We start from the raw sequence: 18,718 nt of genomic DNA, 5'->3' as shown, positions 1-18,718 counted from the left end.
AGTCAATATCAGCATATTTAACCAAGCTAAGTAACTAAGCAAGCACAACACCCCACCGCCTCACTTAATGCTGTTCACTCAAATCATTGGTTCGCGATAACAATATTCGACTTATTGGCCTTTTTTTGTCAGGATGTGGCCTGTTACAAATTCGTTACCAAGTTATTAATAAAGCATTAAACCAGCTCACTCGAATGAGATATTGGTCAAAATAATAATTATAAAGGAAATCGTATGTCTCAAGCTGAGCCTTCAAAACCGTCGCCATCGAACCATAAACAGCCCACGTTACTCGATGCGCTTATTCCCGTATTTGCACTCATTATTATGCTGGGTGCTGCGGTATATTTATTTTCATCCGACAGCTCATCTGGCGCCAACCAAATCGCATTAGTGTTAGCCGCATGTATAGCAATGATCATTGGTTATAAGAATGGCTACAGCTGGAACCAAATGGAGCGCGGAATTGTTAAAAGTATCGGGGTTGCCACAGGCGCGCTATTAATTTTGTTCAGCGTGGGCTCACTCATTGGTGCCTGGATTTTAGCAGGCACTGTGCCAACGATGATTTACTATGGCATGCAAATCCTTAATCCCGATTATTTCTATGCCGCTTGTTGTCTATTGTGCGCAGTAGTGGCGTTAAGTATCGGCAGCTCCTGGACGGTTGCAGGTACCCTCGGGATCGCGTTAGTGGGAATATCATCTGCCATGGGTTTAGATGTGAACATTACTGCCGGTGCTATTATCAGTGGTGCTTATTTTGGCGATAAAATGTCACCTATGTCTGACACCACCAACTTGGCGCCAGCAGTGGCTGGTACCGATATTTTCAGCCATATTCGCCACATGACCTGGACCACAGTACCGAGCATTATTATTGCCCTTATCGGCTTTACCTTTTTAGGCTTAACCGCTGATGCTACCCCGATTGAAAACCAACTTACCGACACTCTGGCGCTATTAGATAAAACCTACAGCCCTGGGCTGCATTTGCTCATTCCATTATTAGTGGTGTTGTATTTAGCTAACCGCAGAATGCCTGCATTTCCCACGGTAATATTAGGCACATTAGCCGGCGCTGCATGTGCGGCACTGTTTCAATTTGATAACGTTATCGCTTTTGTGCACGACGATACTTTGCTGCCAATCGTGGCGTTAGTTAAAGGCTTATGGATTGCCATGTTTGACGGTTATGTGGCCAACACGGGTGATGAAGTATTAGACAGCTTATTAAGCCGAGGCGGCATGAGCAGCATGGTCACCACTGTGTGGTTAATTTTGTGCGCCATGGCATTTGGCGGCGTGATGGAAGTCACCGGTTTACTTAACCGTATTTTAGAAAGTATTCTGACCGTAGTGACCGGCACCACCAGCCTCATCATTACCACCATTGGGGTGTGTATTGGCGCTAACATCATTACCGCCGACCAATATATTGCTATTGTACTGCCTGGACGAATGTTGAAGGTTGAATACACTCGCCGTAAATTAGCCGCGGTTAATTTGAGTCGCTCATTAGAAGACTCTGCAACAGTCACCAGCCCATTAGTACCCTGGAACACCTGTGGCGCTTTTATGGCTAGTACCTTAGGCGTAGCAACCATTGCCTACCTGCCCTATGCCTTCTTTAACTTGGTGTGTCCATTTGTAAGTGCCACTTATGCTTATTTTAATTTCAAAATCGAGCCATTAGACGAAACTAAAATCAGCACTGGCGAAGTCGTCGGATAACTAAGACGTCGCCTATTAACCTAGAAATGGCCGATTAACCAAAGCGGTCTTTTAACCAACCATAATGATAATAACCCCATTGCCCAAGGCGTCTTGCTTGGGTAAAGGGGAATGATGGTAACGGTTGTTGATATAAAGGCAGGTTAGGCAACGTTTCACCGGCAATACTTTGTGCTAATCGATACGCCGCTTGACTGCTAAACGACACGCCCGCACCGCAATATCCTAAGCTGTAACCTACGCCACCTTTACTATAGACATGAGGCATATCGTCCATCGCTGCGGCAATCCAGCCGGTCCAGTTATAAGCTATCGCTTTGCTTGATAAGCTCGGAAAACATTTATTAAGTGCCATTTTTAAGCGCTCGCCATACACAGGGTTTGCCGCATCTTTGCCCCACACCGCACCACGGCCACCAAACAGTAAGCGGTTGTCTGGCAGTAAGCGGTAATAATATTTTAAAATACGCGTGTCCATAGTGACTTGATGCGTATGCAAACCAGCCTGTGTCAGCTCTTGAGGGGTGAGTGGCTCGGTGACAATCACATTGCTTAATATCGGTAAAAACTTGTCATCTATTCGCTGATTAAAGCGCTTTGGCGTGTAAGCATTGCCCGCCATAATCACCTTATTGGCAATCAACTCACCGTTGGCGGTGATTAAACGATGCTTACCGCCCTCTTCAATCCAATCTAATACGCAAGATTGCTCAGAAATAGTCACGCCTTGGGCTTGTACCATGTCCTTATAACCGAGTAATAATTTAAGCGGATTAAGACCAAAACCGTCTTTTAAGCGTAAAGCGCCATAGGCTTGATGATGGTCTAAATACTGGGTTCTAAAATCGTGGCTAGTGATAAACTCAGCGCCGCTATCTTGGCTATCTGTTAGGTGTTGTTGGATATACTGAGCCGCATTTTGTAATGTGACCAGTGCTTTGGGATTATGGGCCACTTTTAAATAACCGGCTTCTTGCGGCTCACAGGCAATATTGTGTTGTTTAATTAAGCCATCGACGCGCGCGACAGCCTGGGTAAACTCATCATAAATGCCTTTGGTGGTGGCTAAGTCCCAGCGTTTAGTCATGGCGGCATACCCTAACCGGCCTGAGCCTTTTAACACAAACCCAGCATTACGAGCACTCGCACCAAAGCCAATTTGGTTAGCCTCCAACACATGGCAGTCAATATTGAATTCGGTTGCTAAGTAATATGCTGTTAGCAAGCCAGTGTAACCGCCGCCAATAATAGCCACATCGGTTTGTTGGCGGCCAGATAATGCAGCAATGGGGTCGCCTAATGCTTGGGTCGTCGCCCAATAGCTGGGCGCAAAAGGTTGGTTGTTAGGATAAGAGTTAACCAATGGATCGTACATATTGCGCTTCTTCTTATTATATTAAAATGAGTAAACCCGACTAAAAAACTAACAGCATTTCACAGGCGACACAGTGGCAGTCGTGATCGCAAATAACGCACATATACTCTTCGCCCATATAACGTTGATGCCAGCGCTGAGGATGTTCGGCAATTAACTGCCCGCCCGCTTTCGTAAAATAGCGCACTGCTGCATTATTGGGGCTTTGTTGCCACAAATGACTCACTCCCGCTTTAGCACCTTGGGCAATCACTGCCGTTTTAGACGCTGCTAATAACTGTCCGCCAAGACCTTGGCCACGGGCCGATTCTGCAATAGTGTTCGATTTGAAATAACACACATCCTCAAATGCAACGCCCCACTTATCTACCGTGCACCACTGATCTTGCGGCCACTGCCCTGCGGCATACGTTAACCGAAAACCAATTAGCTGATCGTTTTCAATTGCGACAAAATTGGCGTTAATACTGTGTTTAATGCCTTTGTGATAAATCGCCGTGAGTTCAGCTATGTCCATATAACCACTGCCGTGAACAATTTCGCCTAGGGCTATCACTGCATCAAAGTCAGCGTGGGTCAGTTCTCTAATCATAATCTTATATTCTTGTCTGTTTCAGCACACTTTAGCACACGCCAATATAGCCAGCTACGATGTTAAACTTTTGTGATAATTTGGCAATAACCTGGTGAAACTCCTGCCGCATACTGGATGCAATTAAACAAAAGGAGCTCGGTTATGAAACGTACATTAGTGACTGCAAGTCTTATGGCTGCTGGATTATTTAGTCTTCCAACTTTGGCAGCGGATATTGAAGTTAGCGTGACCAATTTAACTCACGGAAATCACTTCACCCCTCTTTTGATCGCTGCTCACGACGCTGACAGTCATCTGTTTCAAGTAGGTACCGAAGCCTCTGCAGCATTGCAGAAAATGGCTGAAGGTGGTGACATTGCCGATTTAGATGCTGCTGTTACCGGTAATGCGGGAGTCACATCAGCCAACCCAGCAATGGGATTACTGGCCGCCGGTGCAAGCGTGAGCGAAGTGATGCTGGATACTGGCGATAATACCCATTTATCGATTGTTGCGATGGTGTTACCTACTAACGATGCTTTTGTTGGACTAGATGGTTGGGAAATACCAACAGAAGCGGGCACTTATACAATGTACGTAAATGCTTATGATGCTGGCACCGAAGCCAATGATGAAATCATTAATGGTGGCGGCATGTCAGGCGTACCGGGCATCCCTGCAGCTCCTGGTGGTGACGGCGGAGCCAATGGTACGGGTGTAATGGACAATTCTGAAAACAGTAATGTACATACCCATCCAGGCGTTTTAGGTGACATGGACCCTGCTGGTGGCATGAGTGACCTAGACAGCCGCGTACATCGCTGGTTGAACCCTGTAGCCAAAGTTGTGGTGACAGTAAAATAAGGAGGTAGCCCATGAAACTCACTGACTTTACATTAAAGCCCAGTTTACTCGCCATGCTGGCAGCGGCCACCCTATTAACCGCGTGTGGTAATGACGACAACAATACCGTTGACGAGACTCCGCCAGCCCCTGTGATGCAAACTTTCACGGTGACAGTGACTAACTTAACCGCTAATCAACCCATGTCACCGGTAATTTTAGCCGCTCATGCTAGCGATGCGATGTTATGGAACGCCGGTGAAATGGCCAGCGAAGCGATAGAGAAAATGGCTGAAGGTGGTGATACTGCCGATATAGCCGCGCTAGGCGTGATCAATAGCAGCGTTAACGGCACAGGCCTACTAATGCCTGGTATGTCAGAAACCCTAACCTTGACCTTAGATGAAGCCGATGTGGCGAGTATTAGCTTAGCGACCATGCTGGTTAACACCAATGATGCCTTTACTGGTATTAACAGTTACGCCATTGCCGGTATGCAAATCGATGCAACAACCGCGATGAAGTTTATGGCTTATGATGCAGGCACTGAAGCCAACAGCGAAGCCAAAGGCACTATGCCAGGACCCGCTGATGGCGGCGAAGGCTTTAATGCAGCGCGTGATGATGTCGACTTTGTCCATATTCATCCAGGTGTTATTTCAATGTACGACGGCTTAGCCGATTCGGTACTGGATGCATCACATCGTTTTGATAACCCCGTGTTAGCCGTCACTATTATGCGGACTGAATAAGCTTAATCGTTCGTGTCGACTGAATAAATGTTAACCCGGTTGAAATTTATTCTCCTCAAAGCAGGTCTAAGTATTGATACAATTACTGGATTTGCTTTGAGGAAGTCACCATGAATGGAACCGCTAAACATAATTGCCATGTTTGTCCGCAACATATTTTGCTAGTCGAAGACGAACAAGACCTGGCTAAATTAATCATACTTAACCTCAAAGCACTCAACTACAGCGTCGATCACGCCACCACCTTGAAGCAAGCCATGCACATTATCGAGCATAAAAAGCTCGACCTCATATTAATGGACCGCATGCTCCCCGATGGTGATGGCATAATGTTGTGTGAGCAATTACGCCAAGCCGGTAAGGAAGTGCCGCTGATGCTATTAACCGCAAAAGACTCAGAAGCAGATGTGGTATTAGGCCTTGAGGCCGGAGCCGATGATTATCTGGTGAAGCCTTTCAGCGTATTAGAACTGCGCGCCCGTGTAAAAGCCTTATTAAGACGCGGTAAAGCGCAACAAGAGCAAACCCAACAAATTGAATTTAATAGCGTTACCATTAACTCCAGCACCCGCGAAGTCACAGCATTTAACAAAGCGCTCACCCTCACCGCCCGCGAGTTTGATTTACTGCTATTTTTAGCCAAACATCCGCTACAAGTTTTCAGCCGTATGCAATTACTCGAAGCCGTGTGGGGTTACAACTATGACGGTTACGAGCACACTGTTAATAGTCATATCAATCGATTACGCAATAAATTGTCGCAGTGTTCACCCGAACATAACTTAGTGAAAACCGTATGGGGCGTAGGCTATAAATTTTCACCACCAGAGGTGCAAACCCACTAATGAATCGCCTATTTAACCGACTATTTCTAACTGCTACACTCATTGCATTATTGTTATTTGTCGCCTTATGGCAATGGTTGCAACTCAACCACGAGTTTAGCCGCAACCAAATACAACAATCACTGCATCGAGAATTGGCTGAACACATGGCCCACATCAATCCTTTGCTGTCGCAAGGCATCACCTCTGATGCAGCGCTTAAAGAAGCCTTTCATGACTTTATGCTGTTAGGCCCAAGTTTTGAAATTTACACGCTAGATCCAAATGGCCAAGTGATTGCTTATGATGCCAAAGACGAAAAAATTAAAACTCACCGTGTTGATACCACTATCATTCAGCAGTTTTTAGCCGGCGAAAACCTGCCTGTGCTTGGCACCGATCCGCGCAGTGAAGACACCCAAAAGATATTTTCGGTGAGTAAATTGATTAACGCAGACGGACTTCACAGCGGCTATTTGTACGTGATTATTGGTGGCGAAGATTACGACAGCTGGCAAGCACTGATTAATGCCGAAAACCAGCCAAAAATATGGGGCGCCACTATCGGATTTTGGATACTGTTTGCTCTCGTGTTGTTTGTCATATTATTACGCTACTTTACCCGCCCAATTCAAAAATTAGCCCAGGACTTAACCGAGCTAAAAGATAACCCTATGTCAGACAATCTGATGCTACCGCAGCGTTATCGCGGCAGTTTAGAGATAAGCCAGCTCAGTTATCATATCAATCATTTACTGCAAGAAATCCAACTGCAACAACAGCAGGTTAAACGCCAACAACAAGCTAAACATGACTTTTTATTGCACCTGTCGCATGACTTAAAAACCCCGCTTACTGCACTGTTAGGCTATATCGACACCTGGCTTATTTTGCCTGAAAATGAGCGCGACGAGGCCTTAATTCAATATGCGGCCAACTCTGGCCAAACCTTACAACAGTTATTGGCACAGCTATTAGAATTAGCCGCATTAGAGAATGGTCAAATCGATGCGCAATTACAACAAGTCAACTTAAGTGAATTGCTTAGCGAGATTGAACAAACTTTTACTCCACGGGCTAAAAAACTCGGGGTTCAGCTGGATTTTGACATCAACCATACAAGCCAAATTTATACCGACCCCACGTTAATGCGCCGCATACTCAATAACTTAGTCGACAACGCGCTGCGCTACACTCCTGCCGGCGGCAAGATTCAAATCATCAATGTACTCCACAATAACCTGCAATGGTTAACCGTGCGCGACACCGGCGCAGGCATGCACAAACATGAAGTCGACGCCCTCAAACAATTGTCGATGACCACGCTGTCATTTGAGCCTAATCAAAGCCTGCCACAACTCGGCGTCGGACTCGCCATCGTCAGGCAGTTATTGGGGTTATTAAAGTGCAAAATTGAAATAGACAGCCAACCAGGGGTAGGAAGTGAGTTTAAGATAGAGTTGGTGACTAAAAGCTCAGGGCAAGATCGCGAACGTTTTCTGAACAATTTTCTTGATGGTTGACGATGGGCTTTCTCTGTGATTTTATACTCTTTTTTTGGAGGGTATCCCCTTTTATTTAGAAGCTTTTACCACTCATTTCGGCGCATTAGCCGACCAACGTCAATCGGCCAAAGTTATACCAATCATTTGCTTGATGTGCTTTTTGTCACACTCTGCGGTGTCATTGCCGGTGCCGAAGGTTGGGCCGATATTCATGAGTATGTCGATGGTCATCATGAATGGTTTAAGAAACAAGGCTTTCTGATTGATGGCGTACCTGTGGACGATAACATCACCCGCATTATTTCCCGCATCGACCCGGAGTAATTTGGTGAATGCTTTATCGGTTGGATGCGCAGCCTGCATGAGATGAGCGACGGCGAGGTCATTGCGATTGATGGCAAAACCTTGCGAGGTTCTTACTCCCGAGAGGATCGCCAAGCCACCATCCATATGGTTAATGCGTTTGTTTGTGCTAATCAACTGGTCTTGGGGCCGCTCAAGACTGCCGATAAATCCAATGTAATTAATGCAATACCTGAATTAATTGCTTTGTTGGATCAAGGGCGCATTGGTTTCAATTGACGCAATGGGTTGCCAAACCGAAATTGCCCGGACCATAGTCGACATGCAAGGGGACTATCTTCTTGCCCTTAAAGGCAATCAAGGCAGTCTGCATGATGCCGTAAAGGCTGCCTTTGAAGAGATAAGGCAGGCGACACTGGGCCCATTTCAGCTGGAAAGAAATCGAGGCCGCATCGAAGGAAGGGCATACTATACGCTGCCAGCTGAGAAAATTTCAGCTAATTTTCCCCAATGGCCAGCGCTCACAACATTAGGTATGTCATCGTCTTTCAGACAGATGTCTGACAAGGAGCCTGAGCCTGACGAATCCCCACAAAAGAATTAATAGAAATAATGAGATAGGTTAAAAATTAAGGAACATTCATGGCATTTGGTGATCAAATTTATCGCCAAACAAAAATTACCACGAGTAAATGCCATGAATGCAAAACAAGTTTTATCAAAATGCCTCTCACTTGTCACCCCGTTAATGCACAAAACTCGCCGACAAAGTCTGTTCTCTGCAATTGAAAGCTCAATGAATGGTGGAGCATTATCAATCACTGGACTTGGTCGTGATCTTGAAAGTAAAACCAAGGAAAAACATAAGATTAAGCGGGTTGATAGGCTTTGCAGTAATCCTCATCTTCATCGTAATATAGGGTTCATTTATACCCGTATGACCTGCTTGCTCATCGGGAAAATGAAGCAACCCATCATTCATATCGATTGGTCGGATCTTGATGATCGTAAGCAGCATTTTCTCATTCGAGCATCTTTGGCGGCTCAAGGACGCTCATTGACACTTTATGAGGAAATACATCCACTAGACAAAAAAGAGAAGCCTAAAACTCATCTACTCTTTCTAACCAAACTGAAGGCGATGCTACCTAGTGACTGCAAGCCTGTCATCGTGACTGATGCTGGATTTCGAATTCCGTGGTTTAAACAAATACTTTCACTTGATTGGGATTATGTCGGGCGATTCAGAAACAGAACTCACTGTAAAAAGCATATTGGGGATGATTGGTTTCCAGTTAAAAATTTGTATGCTCAAGCAAACTCAAATGCCAAAAATCTCGGCATATATTCCTTAGGCGAGCAAACAGCTTTTAAATCTCGCTTAGTGATTTTTAAACGCAACGCTAAAGGGCGAAAAGACAAAGTGGCTACAGGTGATAAAGCTAGACGGAGTAAACAGTCACGAACAAGTGCCGATCGAGAAAAAGAGCCGTGGTTACTAGCAACATCGCTATGCAGTAGAAGAGATGCGGCTAAAAGAGTCGTTAAAATTTATGCGACGAGGATGCAGATAGAAGAGAGTTTTAGAGATGTTAAAACAGGGTTAAAAATGAATGATAGTGGCTCAAGGATTATGCATAAGCTCAGTGTATTGCTACTCATCGCCTGCTTATCTCAATTTATGCTATACCTGCTAGGATTGGCAGTTAAATCTGCTGATAAGCATAGACAATACCAAGCGAATTCAATCAAGCATCGTAATGTTTTATCAAATCAATTTATAGGGTTAAGGGCCTACAAAGATAAGTCTTTGAGACTACTGAAGTCACATTGGTTAGCAGGAATTAAGACGCTACAATCGTTAATCAAGGATCCACAAGCATGCTATTAAATTCGTGGGGATCCCTCAGAGCCTGAGCTCACTTATCGTTACTACATCAGTTCCAAAACGCTCAGCGAACAGCAGCTGGCAAGCGCAATTCGCAGCCACTGGGTAATTGAAAACCAGTATTGTGGCTTAATGAATCTGCACACCGATATGAGGTAAACTCCTCATTAATATAATACGGTGTATAAAGTAATGAAATCTCAACCAACTTATTCAACAGAATTTAAAATAGACGCTGCTAATCTCGTGATTAAGCAAGGCTACTCAACAAAAGAAGCTTGTGAGGCCACAGGTGTTGGCCCGACAGCAATTAGGCGTTGGGTGACTCAACTGAGGCAAGAATTTGAAGGCATTACACCATCCGCAAATGCCATCACCCCAGAACAGCAGCGTATCCAAGAACTTGAAGCCAAAATTAAGAAGATTGAATGGGAGAAAGATATCCTAAAAAAGGCTACCGCTCTCTTAATGCAAGACAGCATTCCCAAGAAGCAAAAGTGAGCCTGGATGAAAACCAGTTACTTGGGGGCCTTGTTACGAGCGGGATTGAAGGACATGTTCATAAAGTGAACATACATGCGGTTACCCTTATCAACAATGTCGCTCGCACCAATTAACAAACCCGCTACAATATATACTGTTTAGTAATGAGAATTTAAAATTTTAATTACACTTGGGTCTAGGATGATCCAGATATTTATTAAGGGATAGAAAAATGAATTTCAATAATATTTTTTTACAATCAATATTGTCAATACCATTTTTGTTATGTATGTCAAATGCCTTCGCAGCATTACCTGATGTAGTTGTTTGTAATGACTGTACCACTCAAGGTTTTAAAATTGCTGCAGAATCACCTGTAAAAAAAGACGGCATTGCGTATAGCATCGTTGTTGATGTCAAGAATGAAGTATCAAAGAAATTTAAAGTTATTAGAGGTGAGGACCGTTATGGGGAACCAAAAATTTCTGCAATGGAGGTCACTGCAACTGCCAATGAAAAACATGATATTGCATTGATATATGAGTACAGGAAGGAATTAGTAAATATTTTAAAAATGGCATCAAGTATGCCCATGCTGGATCCACTTAATGGAACAAAGTCAATTGCTTTGACACCCTCTACAACATCACCTAGTCATTATGTGTATGTAGGAAGTTTGAATGTAGTTGGAAATCCTTTTCAATTTGTGACTACTAGTGCAATTAGGAATGATACTTATGCATATTATATTGCTGGCAATACAGGGAAGTTGACTGAAATTGTTTCAAATACCTTTAACACATTGGTGATACCAAACATTAAAGACTTGGATGTTTATATCGAAATAAATTTCTTTTCTGATGCACTTGGTGAAGTTCCTGCTGGGAAAGCTAAAACTACATTGGATTTTGTAAATGATAAACTTATAGTTTTATCTGCAGTAGATGCAGACAATAATGACATTCCTTCAACATTAAAGGATGTTGATGGACAAACATTTAGATTTGGCAGTGATGGTGGTAAAAATAATTTTGAGTTATATGTCAATCAAATCTCGAATATTGCTGGTGGCTCTATGACTTGTGCAGTAACGTCTGTAAGTCAAAGTGGTACCTCTTTCTATTATACATACCAATGTAAATAATCGTTGGGTTCCCTCTGCAGGCTAGGGCGGGATTCTACTTTGCTCATAACTTGGGATAATCATTCAACAAAGAGTAAAATGTTTTTAGCCGAACCCTACGGGCTAATGCCGATCGCTTAAGCGACTTGAACGATCTTTTCTAGGCTTCATAATTGGTCTTAGATTTATTTCTGAGGCCGATTTTTTTATGCCTGAATTTTCTCTAGAGTTACAAGCGACTGCTGAATTTCATTTTCCTGAGTCAATCGACTCATTTCGCAAAAATACCCCTATCGAATAGTTCGTCTGCGGTTATCAACTGACCAGGGCGAGCACACCAACCGTAAAAAGCTGACTTACTGACCTTCATCACGCGACACAATATGCACACCGGATAATGCGCCGCTTGCGTCTTTATGAAACAAAATTTTATTTCATTTCTTTCACGAAGAAGGCACTGGCCTTTTTTAAATCTCTTTCTCCATACGTAATTCTTTATTTTCTTTGCGTAGGCATTTTAACTCTTCTCGCTCATCTTCGACAAGTACTTTACCTTGAATTTGCTGTTCATGAAGCTCTTTCCAGCGGTAGAGCATATTGGCGGCTATATCCAATGATTTAGCGGCTTCAGGAACGGAATAGCCTTGCTCTAACACTAGAGCAACAGCCTCTTCTTTAAATTCCTTTGGTACTGCTTATAACTACGTTTTTGTGTCATGTTCACACCTTAATATTTGACGGTTAATTATCTCTTGTTAAAGTGTCCGGTGCCATTTAACCAGAACAAACTATTTACACCATAACCCACAAGGTAAAATGGGCTTTAAAATGCTACGGTCTCAATGGTTAAGCAGTGAGACGTAAGCCAAACTATTGCTAGCTAAACGTCCCTCAGTAATCCTTAGCTAAACCAGATTACTTCTTAGTCTGACAACTTGATATACCAAAAGGCACGTAAGCAGGACACCATCCAATTGCGGCGGTAAGGAGTGGAATACCCCCCACGGCTCCCCACCAAGACTGATAGTAAACGCCAACTGCAATAATACATGCTCCGAGTATTACCCTAATGATTTTATCTGTTTTACCTATATTACATTTCATATCAACCTCCATTTCACAGTTCATGATTGTTACTAAAAATAATCCACGTAATTAACTGCCTTATTTCAACCACTCAGTTTCAATAATTCCTTGTTAATAATTCTTTATTGATAAACCCTTGTTAATAAGAAAGATTCATACTGCAATGTTAACCATGTCATTCATTTATCTCGATAACGGATTTGGTCATCGACTAATGGCTTTAAGTGCCTCAAGTAGATATTTTGGATTGTGGGTCGATTCGTACATTGGATGTACTTCCATGACGGTATCAAACAAGCCATAAACTGCCATTTGAGCAGTTCTTACTGAATATTCAACGGTAAACACACAATCTTTAGGGGCTTGAGCAAATTGACCTAAAAAGGCAAAATTTGTCGAACCTTTGGGTATCACATCGGGTCTATCACCAATATTGTTAGGCATAAACAGACTATCAACAAACGGCATTGCAACAGGAATACAATTTACCTTCCCGGCTTTTGTCACTGGTTTCATCAAATCTTGAATGTTCAAATGATAATAAAGCTCTTCTAATATTTCAGCGCCGCTACACTCAGCCATTGGCTTATCGATGTAATTACCTTTTTTATTTGGATAGAGCCCATATCCCCAAAAAATCTTCACATCTTTAGGCTGATTTGGGAAGTGAGGTTGGCAAGCTATCACAATTGACATCAACCAGTTCGAATCGGTCATAGTGACCAGTCCTCCAGTTCCATCTACATTGCCTGAGAAATTTTCCATGTAATCGAGAAAGGTGCTGTTTTTCATTGTTGCTGTAAATGAGTACCATTTTTGCAAAAAAATATTGTCGCAAAACGGGCTTGGATGACTAAATGAAGGATCTTTTTCGGCGATTTTTTTCCATAACATCCAAGATCCTGAGTCTGCTACACCTTTCAGTTTTGCGGGAGTATCCCAACTGCCATTATCGGTACTTTCAGTTATTGACCCATTGGTGAAAAATACAAAATCATTTTCCCCAAGTACAATGTCAGTGTTGTCTTTAAAATGGATCCCAGTAGCCGTTTTTTGCTCTGCAGAGAAATTGAAATTAATATCGACGACTTCTTTGCCCATTTCAAGTTTCACCCCTTTTGATTCGAGGTATGTTTTCATCGGCCTGACAACTGAATCATATTGATTATATTTGGTCCGCATCACCCCACCCAAACGCGGTAAACCATCCACAAGGTGCATGAAGCGTTTCATATACCGTCTCATAATCGCAAGACTGCTCCATTTTTGAAATGCAAACATAGAAGACCAGATTAGCCAAAATTTAGTCTCAAAAAAGCTTTGATCAAACCAATCTTCTATCCGTTTATCACTTAATGATTTTTCTGACACATAGGTTAGCTTAATAAAATCCATTTGTTGCTCAAAAGACAATCCATATGATGACACATCTAATTTTTTGCCTTTTTTTAACAAACGGGCTTGCCCATTTGACACAAATCGTTGATTAAACTCATATGATTCATCTCTTACTGAGATATTTGGATCTTCCAATGAAGGAATGTGCGAAAGCAATTCCCAATAACACTCATAGTGGATTTCGTGCATTCTGCCACCGCGAACAACATAACCATGTTCAGGATCGCCAGCGCCATCGGTAGCACCACCAGCAATGAAGTCTTTTTCTATAATATGAATATTCTTGCCAGCAACACCGGCATCTTTTTGTAGATATACCGCACTCGCGAGTCCCGCTATTCCACTACCAATAATGTACACTTTTGCATCTTTTTGGTTTTGCCAATTGTGCTTGTTCATGTCTTTACCCCCTTTCTGAATACTTCTTTGAAAACAGCCTCAATATTCACGTTGAGTGATTTCTTCTGGTGGGAGATTGGCGGGATATCAAGGTCAATTTAAGTCGTTGGTAGGCAGCTATTTAAGCTACACGTACCGAATATTCCAACGGCGCTTCAAATCCTACTACCAACTATCAGCGATTCTCTGGTTAATAAACATAATGTCTTCCTGCTTAGTTAACCTTATGCCTTTATGATTAAAAAAACAGCAAAAAAATACGCTTTGAACAATTAATTTATCATTCGATATTGAGTCGTGGTTTTTAGACTCAATAAATGCAATAAAAAGGCATAATATCAATCAGGTAGAAGATGAATTGGCTGATGTAGAACCGTGAATGGTATTCTGCTTTGAATGGTATACCAGTTTGAGAGGTGAGACCTTGAAAATAGATATGGCCGAAGAGAATACCCCATACCGATAAACTATTCGGCTAATCTAAATGCTAAAACAAAAAAACGAACCCGAAGGCTCGCTTTGTTTAGTAAATACCGCTTATTACTTGTGGTATTTAGCTGATAACTCATGCACTGAATTGATAAATGCACCGGCATGTTCAGGATCAACATGTTGATGAATACCGTGGCCTAAGTTAAATACATGGCCGGTACCTTCACCGTAGCTTGCAAGAATTTGGTCAACTTCTTGATGAATACGCTCAGGCGATGCATACAACATTGATGGGTCCATGTTGCCTTGTAATGCCACTTTATGACCTACACGACGACGAGCATCACCAATATCAACAGTCCAATCTAAACCAAGTGCATCACAACCGGTTTCAGCCATAGACTCTAACCATAATCCGCCACCTTTAGTGAACAAGGTCACTGGCACTTTACGGCCATCGGCAAAACGGGTTAAACCATCAACAATTTTTTGCATATAACGTAATGAGAATTCGCGGTAAGCGTGATGCGATAATGCACCGCCCCACGAGTCGAAAATCATTAACGATTGTGCGCCGTTAGCCACCTGAGCGTTAAGGTATAACACAACTGAGTCGGCCAACTTGTCTAGTAACATGTGAAGTGCTGCAGGTTCTGCATATGCCATACGTTTGATTTTTTCAAACGTTTTGCTTGAACCGCCTTCAACCATATAAGTGGCTAATGTCCAAGGTGAACCTGAGAAGCCAATTAACGGTACTGCGCCATTAAGTTCACGACGAATGGTGCTCACAGCACGCATTACGTAACCTAATTCGTCTTCAGGATCTGGGATGCAAAGCTTTTTGATGGCGTCTATCGTATCTGTTGGACGTTGAAAACGTGGACCTTCGCCCTCTTCAAAATACAATCCAAGACCCATCGCATCGGGTACCGTCAAAATATCTGAGAATAAAATCGCAGCATCTAAATCATAACGACGTAACGGTTGTAACGTTACTTCACAAGCCAATTCAGCATTGCGGCACAAAGACATAAAGTCGCCTGCCTGCGCTCGAGTGGCTTTGTATTCTGGTAAATAACGGCCTGCTTGGCGCATCATCCATACAGGAGTGACATCAACTGGCTGCTTTAGCAACGCACGTAAATAACGATCATTCTTTAATTCTGCCATGTGGGCTTTCTTCCTAGACTGTTATGATTTCTGCTGGGCGTTAGTTTAGCACTTACGCGATTAATGTAACCACCCATGCAAGAGATATGTGAGCTATTCCTAAATCTGATGACTATTTTTTTAACATATTCACTTCCCTGCTCACAAAACACACAATACTGACGCGTAAATCGCAAATTATTGGATTAAACGTTGCGCCACAGTGAGTCGTTTGGTATAAAAAGTGTGCGCTAGCAAGAACAATCAAGAAGCCCGATAAATCGAGCCTTTGAAAACTTCGTTACCCCGTGATGGCTTACCATCACGGGGTTTTTTATTCTCTATCCTCCCCCGCCCTCTATATTCACCACCTCTAGCTGGTTGGTCCTGAAAATATAAATAAAACAGTTGATCACAATACACTTTGTCCAATACATTAGGTGTTATATAAAGGTTGCTGATTAGAGAAAACACATGCTAACAAAATTAGAAAAAGCAGAAAAACGCTGGGGCGGCGCCAACAAATTAATCGATCAGTGGCTTAATCACCGCAGAAAATTATTGATCCAGTATTTTATTGTTGCAGGTCTCGCACCCTATTCTCGGACAGAAAAGTCGCTACCAAGCCTTGAACAAGTTAAAGACTTTTGCGATCAGTTAGTCGACTATGTGTCTGAAGGCCACTTTGAGGTTTACAACAACGTAGTAAAAGCTTGTGAGAAATTTGGCGAGTCAAGCACAGATACAGCTAAAGGTTTATTGCCGCTAATTAGTGACAGTACCGATACAGCCTTGGACTTTAACGATAAATACACCGAAGCCGCCGACGAAAACATCTTGTATCAGTTAGACACCGATCTATCGAAATTGGCTCAAGCCCTGGAATCACGTTTCGAGTTAGAAGATCAGCTATTAGAAGTGCTACACAACCGCCACTCGTAATCAACATGACGCAGCCGCCTTATTTAGCCTAGATAAAAAGTGCTAATATTCACATTTTTTTGCTCTCTGTCGAGAAGAGTCTATTGTTTTTTATGCCAGTTTTCGGGCAATTCAACTTGCGACCACAAGTTTTGGCAGAGTATTTCAGGCTGATGCCAATCGCCCTTTTTTAACCAATCAACTAACGCGTTACCCACTTGCGGATACGCAATGGGCTTAGGCGACGACGATTTAAGCCAGCGCTTTAATATTACAGAATCTAAACTGTCCATACTCTCGGCAGCGGCCAATAATTGCAATGCTGCGACATTAGCGAGTTGCTCAAATTGGCCCATCAATGGTTTAACCAGCAGCTTTTTGCCTAACGTCATCGCCTCACTGGCGAGTTCAAAGCCTGCATTACCTATCACACTACCACATTGCGACATATGCTGTTTAAAGCCTTCACGGTTAAAACCATGCCAATGAATATGCGCCCCAATACCTTTTAGCGGTTTAGTGCTGTGATAAACAAAAAATTGATACTGGTCAAACGGTGCTAAAAACTCGGCAATCAGGTCGGGATCCTCAAACGGTAAATACACTAATATTTGGTGGCTATGATCGCCACAACTCGCAGACACCTCAACAAAAGGCGGTAATATAGGAAAGCCAAAATGATGCCAATGACAGCCAAGTGAAATATCCACTGGCGCAAAACGGTTTAGGAGCAGTTCATTAAACCAATTTGTGCCTTGCTTCGGTACATCGTACTGCAATGCAGCTTGATGACTAATGGCAATCGACGGCACATTTTGCTGACGTGCAGCCCAAGCAGTAACAGGTTCAAAGTCATTTAATACCAGGTCATAACCCGTTAACTCTAATTGCTTAATTTCAGAAAAAATATTAGTCACTAGATTTTGCTTGGCGGTTTTAGACACATTAACCCGACCATTTTCAGTCATGAATGTCATGCCGTTACGTGTTTGGTAATCGCCAAAACATTGCATATCAAAGTACTGCTCAGACGGGCGACCTGAAAATAAAAAATCGACATCAATATTATGTTGGCTAAGGGCTTTAGCCATCACTCGCGCACGACTAATATGACCATTCCCCGTGCCTTGAACCCCGTACAAAATTTTCATATCGCCTTAATATCCTCTGTGGTTGAGTGAATAGGTACTGTAAAACAGCACTTAATATCCATATTCAGTTACAACATTAATTGCTCAACCAGCATCACCGAGCCCATTCCTAACCCTGCACCAGCAATAATATCTAAGGGATAATGCACGCCAAGGCCAATTCGTGATGCCCCCACAAAACACGCCCAAGCAAAGGCAATAGGAGCTAGCGATGGAAAAATCACATTCACCACACTCGCGAACAGAAATGCTCCCGCTGTGTGCCCAGACGGTAAGCTGAATTTGTCTGACGGTTCAAAACATGAGTTAAAATTGGCCAATGCATGACAGGGACGATGACGTCGAATGCTATTTTTTAGCAATAAATACAGCGGAAATTCGACAATAAAACTGCCGAGCACTAAATTGAAAAATGGTTGACCATGAGGATGAAAAAATAATAATGCGACAGAACAGTAAACATAGTACTGACCATCGCCAGTTGCCGACACCCGCTTAGCCGCCTGGCTTAATTGATTGTCTCGACTAAATTGCACTATCCAATAAAACCAATATTTATCTAACTCACTGATACTTATCTTCATGCTTGACTCCATGCCAAACGCTGGGACATCTTCAACCCGAGCAAGGTTATTTATTTGTTAATAAGTCAAATAATAAAGAGCCGCAATGAATGCGAGGTGACAGTTAGCCTAAAGTTTTATGACAGTGATTTATGACAGTGGAATAGTGAACGGTAAACCGTGATCCATATTAACAATGGCTTTGAATGAGG

16 protein-coding genes and 2 pseudogenes are annotated in these 18,718 nt (G+C 42.8%); 10 read left to right on the top strand and 8 right to left on the bottom strand.

Features of this window, described 5'->3' with window-relative positions; all coding sequences use genetic code 11:
- Positions 1 to 234 precede the first annotated feature (234 nt).
- On the top strand, positions 235 to 1,734 hold the full coding sequence (nhaC, locus tag AC19MX_RS10380; protein ID WP_498297883.1) for a Na+/H+ antiporter NhaC: 1,500 nt from the start codon (positions 235 to 237) through the stop codon (positions 1,732 to 1,734).
- Between the two features lie 34 nt (positions 1,735 to 1,768).
- Here nhaC and AC19MX_RS10375 read toward each other — a convergent pair whose 3' ends face one another.
- Together AC19MX_RS10375 and AC19MX_RS10370 are read right to left on the bottom strand one after the other, a co-directional pair.
- A complete protein-coding gene (locus AC19MX_RS10375) occupies positions 1,769 to 3,109 on the bottom strand; it encodes an NAD(P)/FAD-dependent oxidoreductase (protein ID WP_498297882.1) in 1,341 nt (446 codons plus the stop codon).
- Between the two features lie 40 nt (positions 3,110 to 3,149).
- The gene (locus AC19MX_RS10370; RefSeq protein WP_498297880.1) at positions 3,150 to 3,701 is read right to left on the bottom strand and encodes a GNAT family N-acetyltransferase; all 552 of its coding nucleotides are present in this window, start codon (positions 3,699 to 3,701) and stop codon (positions 3,150 to 3,152) included.
- Between the two features lie 144 nt (positions 3,702 to 3,845).
- Here AC19MX_RS10370 and AC19MX_RS10365 point away from each other — a divergent pair, with 144 nt between their 5' ends.
- From AC19MX_RS10365 to AC19MX_RS10330, 8 genes and pseudogenes are all read left to right on the top strand, one after another.
- Positions 3,846 to 4,547: a spondin domain-containing protein gene (locus AC19MX_RS10365; RefSeq protein ID WP_432404662.1), complete on the top strand. Its 702-nt coding sequence runs from the start codon at positions 3,846 to 3,848 to the stop codon at positions 4,545 to 4,547.
- 11 nt (positions 4,548 to 4,558) lie between these two features.
- On the top strand, positions 4,559 to 5,278 hold the full coding sequence (locus AC19MX_RS10360) for a spondin domain-containing protein (RefSeq protein ID WP_498297878.1): 720 nt from the start codon (positions 4,559 to 4,561) through the stop codon (positions 5,276 to 5,278).
- Positions 5,279 to 5,388: 110 nt separating this feature from the next.
- Positions 5,389 to 6,123 carry a response regulator transcription factor gene (locus tag AC19MX_RS10355; RefSeq protein WP_498297876.1) on the top strand — a complete coding sequence of 245 codons (735 nt, stop codon included), beginning with the start codon at positions 5,389 to 5,391 and terminating at the stop codon, positions 6,121 to 6,123.
- Positions 6,123 to 7,625: a sensor histidine kinase gene (locus AC19MX_RS10350; protein ID WP_498297874.1), complete on the top strand. Its 1,503-nt coding sequence runs from the start codon at positions 6,123 to 6,125 to the stop codon at positions 7,623 to 7,625. The genes AC19MX_RS10355 and AC19MX_RS10350 overlap by 1 nt, the downstream gene beginning before the upstream one ends.
- Positions 7,626 to 7,668: 43 nt before the next feature.
- A pseudogene (locus AC19MX_RS10345) lies at positions 7,669 to 8,487 on the top strand (ISAs1 family transposase); the annotation flags it as partial.
- A 120-nt stretch (positions 8,488 to 8,607) separates the two neighbouring features.
- Positions 8,608 to 9,801 carry an IS4 family transposase gene (locus AC19MX_RS10340; RefSeq protein WP_498298051.1) on the top strand — a complete coding sequence of 398 codons (1,194 nt, stop codon included), beginning with the start codon at positions 8,608 to 8,610 and terminating at the stop codon, positions 9,799 to 9,801.
- Between the two features lie 189 nt (positions 9,802 to 9,990).
- Entirely contained in the window at positions 9,991 to 10,299 is a 309-nt protein-coding gene (locus AC19MX_RS10335) for a transposase (protein WP_498297872.1), read from the top strand.
- 214 nt (positions 10,300 to 10,513) lie between these two features.
- Positions 10,514 to 11,425 (top strand): hypothetical protein, encoded by a 912-nt coding sequence (locus AC19MX_RS10330; RefSeq protein WP_498297870.1) that lies wholly within the window; start codon positions 10,514 to 10,516, stop codon positions 11,423 to 11,425.
- 446 nt (positions 11,426 to 11,871) lie between these two features.
- Here AC19MX_RS10330 and AC19MX_RS10325 read toward each other — a convergent pair.
- The 4 genes and pseudogenes from AC19MX_RS10325 to hemE all read right to left on the bottom strand — a co-directional run.
- Positions 11,872 to 12,081: pseudogene (locus tag AC19MX_RS10325) on the bottom strand (transposase); the annotation flags it as partial.
- A gap of 238 nt (positions 12,082 to 12,319) precedes the next feature.
- Positions 12,320 to 12,508, bottom strand: coding sequence for a YgaP family membrane protein (locus tag AC19MX_RS10320; RefSeq protein ID WP_498297868.1), 189 nt, complete (start codon positions 12,506 to 12,508; stop codon positions 12,320 to 12,322).
- A gap of 186 nt (positions 12,509 to 12,694) precedes the next feature.
- Positions 12,695 to 14,287 carry an oleate hydratase gene (locus tag AC19MX_RS10315; protein ID WP_498297867.1) on the bottom strand — a complete coding sequence of 531 codons (1,593 nt, stop codon included), beginning with the start codon at positions 14,285 to 14,287 and terminating at the stop codon, positions 12,695 to 12,697.
- 540 nt (positions 14,288 to 14,827) lie between these two features.
- Positions 14,828 to 15,892 (bottom strand): uroporphyrinogen decarboxylase, encoded by a 1,065-nt coding sequence (gene hemE, locus AC19MX_RS10310; protein ID WP_498297865.1) that lies wholly within the window; start codon positions 15,890 to 15,892, stop codon positions 14,828 to 14,830.
- A 453-nt stretch (positions 15,893 to 16,345) separates the two neighbouring features.
- Here hemE and rsd point away from each other — a divergent pair, with 453 nt between their 5' ends.
- Positions 16,346 to 16,813 (top strand): sigma D regulator, encoded by a 468-nt coding sequence (rsd, locus tag AC19MX_RS10305; protein WP_432404639.1) that lies wholly within the window; start codon positions 16,346 to 16,348, stop codon positions 16,811 to 16,813.
- 80 nt (positions 16,814 to 16,893) lie between these two features.
- Here rsd and AC19MX_RS10300 read toward each other — a convergent pair whose 3' ends face one another.
- Together AC19MX_RS10300 and AC19MX_RS10295 are read right to left on the bottom strand one after the other, a co-directional pair.
- Positions 16,894 to 17,943, bottom strand: coding sequence for an MJ1255/VC2487 family glycosyltransferase (locus AC19MX_RS10300; protein WP_498297864.1), 1,050 nt, complete (start codon positions 17,941 to 17,943; stop codon positions 16,894 to 16,896).
- A gap of 68 nt (positions 17,944 to 18,011) precedes the next feature.
- A complete protein-coding gene (locus AC19MX_RS10295; RefSeq protein ID WP_498297862.1) occupies positions 18,012 to 18,527 on the bottom strand; it encodes a phosphatase PAP2 family protein in 516 nt (171 codons plus the stop codon).
- Positions 18,528 to 18,718 lie beyond the last annotated feature (191 nt).

It is taken from the genome of Shewanella sp. MF05956 (genome assembly GCF_059758055.1).
The sequence above is the reverse complement of the archived record's forward strand: the minus strand, read 5'-3'. Positions and strand labels throughout refer to the sequence as shown.

What these genes read in the sequence shown, in the direction of transcription:
- nhaC (WP_498297883.1), top strand. Translation starts at nt 235, where the DNA reads ATGTCTCAAGCTGAGCCTTCAAAACCGTCGCCATCGAACCATAAACAG.
- AC19MX_RS10375 (WP_498297882.1), bottom strand. Translation starts at nt 3,109, where the DNA reads ATGTACGATCCATTGGTTAACTCTTATCCTAACAACCAACCTTTTGCG.
- AC19MX_RS10370 (WP_498297880.1), bottom strand. Translation starts at nt 3,701, where the DNA reads ATGATTAGAGAACTGACCCACGCTGACTTTGATGCAGTGATAGCCCTA.
- AC19MX_RS10365 (WP_432404662.1), top strand. Translation starts at nt 3,846, where the DNA reads ATGAAACGTACATTAGTGACTGCAAGTCTTATGGCTGCTGGATTATTT.
- AC19MX_RS10360 (WP_498297878.1), top strand. Translation starts at nt 4,559, where the DNA reads ATGAAACTCACTGACTTTACATTAAAGCCCAGTTTACTCGCCATGCTG.
- AC19MX_RS10355 (WP_498297876.1), top strand. Translation starts at nt 5,389, where the DNA reads ATGAATGGAACCGCTAAACATAATTGCCATGTTTGTCCGCAACATATT.
- AC19MX_RS10350 (WP_498297874.1), top strand. Translation starts at nt 6,123, where the DNA reads ATGAATCGCCTATTTAACCGACTATTTCTAACTGCTACACTCATTGCA.
- AC19MX_RS10340 (WP_498298051.1), top strand. Translation starts at nt 8,608, where the DNA reads ATGAATGCAAAACAAGTTTTATCAAAATGCCTCTCACTTGTCACCCCG.
- AC19MX_RS10335 (WP_498297872.1), top strand. Translation starts at nt 9,991, where the DNA reads ATGAAATCTCAACCAACTTATTCAACAGAATTTAAAATAGACGCTGCT.
- AC19MX_RS10330 (WP_498297870.1), top strand. Translation starts at nt 10,514, where the DNA reads ATGAATTTCAATAATATTTTTTTACAATCAATATTGTCAATACCATTT.
- AC19MX_RS10320 (WP_498297868.1), bottom strand. Translation starts at nt 12,508, where the DNA reads ATGAAATGTAATATAGGTAAAACAGATAAAATCATTAGGGTAATACTC.
- AC19MX_RS10315 (WP_498297867.1), bottom strand. Translation starts at nt 14,287, where the DNA reads ATGAACAAGCACAATTGGCAAAACCAAAAAGATGCAAAAGTGTACATT.
- hemE (WP_498297865.1), bottom strand. Translation starts at nt 15,892, where the DNA reads ATGGCAGAATTAAAGAATGATCGTTATTTACGTGCGTTGCTAAAGCAG.
- rsd (WP_432404639.1), top strand. Translation starts at nt 16,346, where the DNA reads ATGCTAACAAAATTAGAAAAAGCAGAAAAACGCTGGGGCGGCGCCAAC.
- AC19MX_RS10300 (WP_498297864.1), bottom strand. Translation starts at nt 17,943, where the DNA reads ATGAAAATTTTGTACGGGGTTCAAGGCACGGGGAATGGTCATATTAGT.
- AC19MX_RS10295 (WP_498297862.1), bottom strand. Translation starts at nt 18,527, where the DNA reads ATGAAGATAAGTATCAGTGAGTTAGATAAATATTGGTTTTATTGGATA.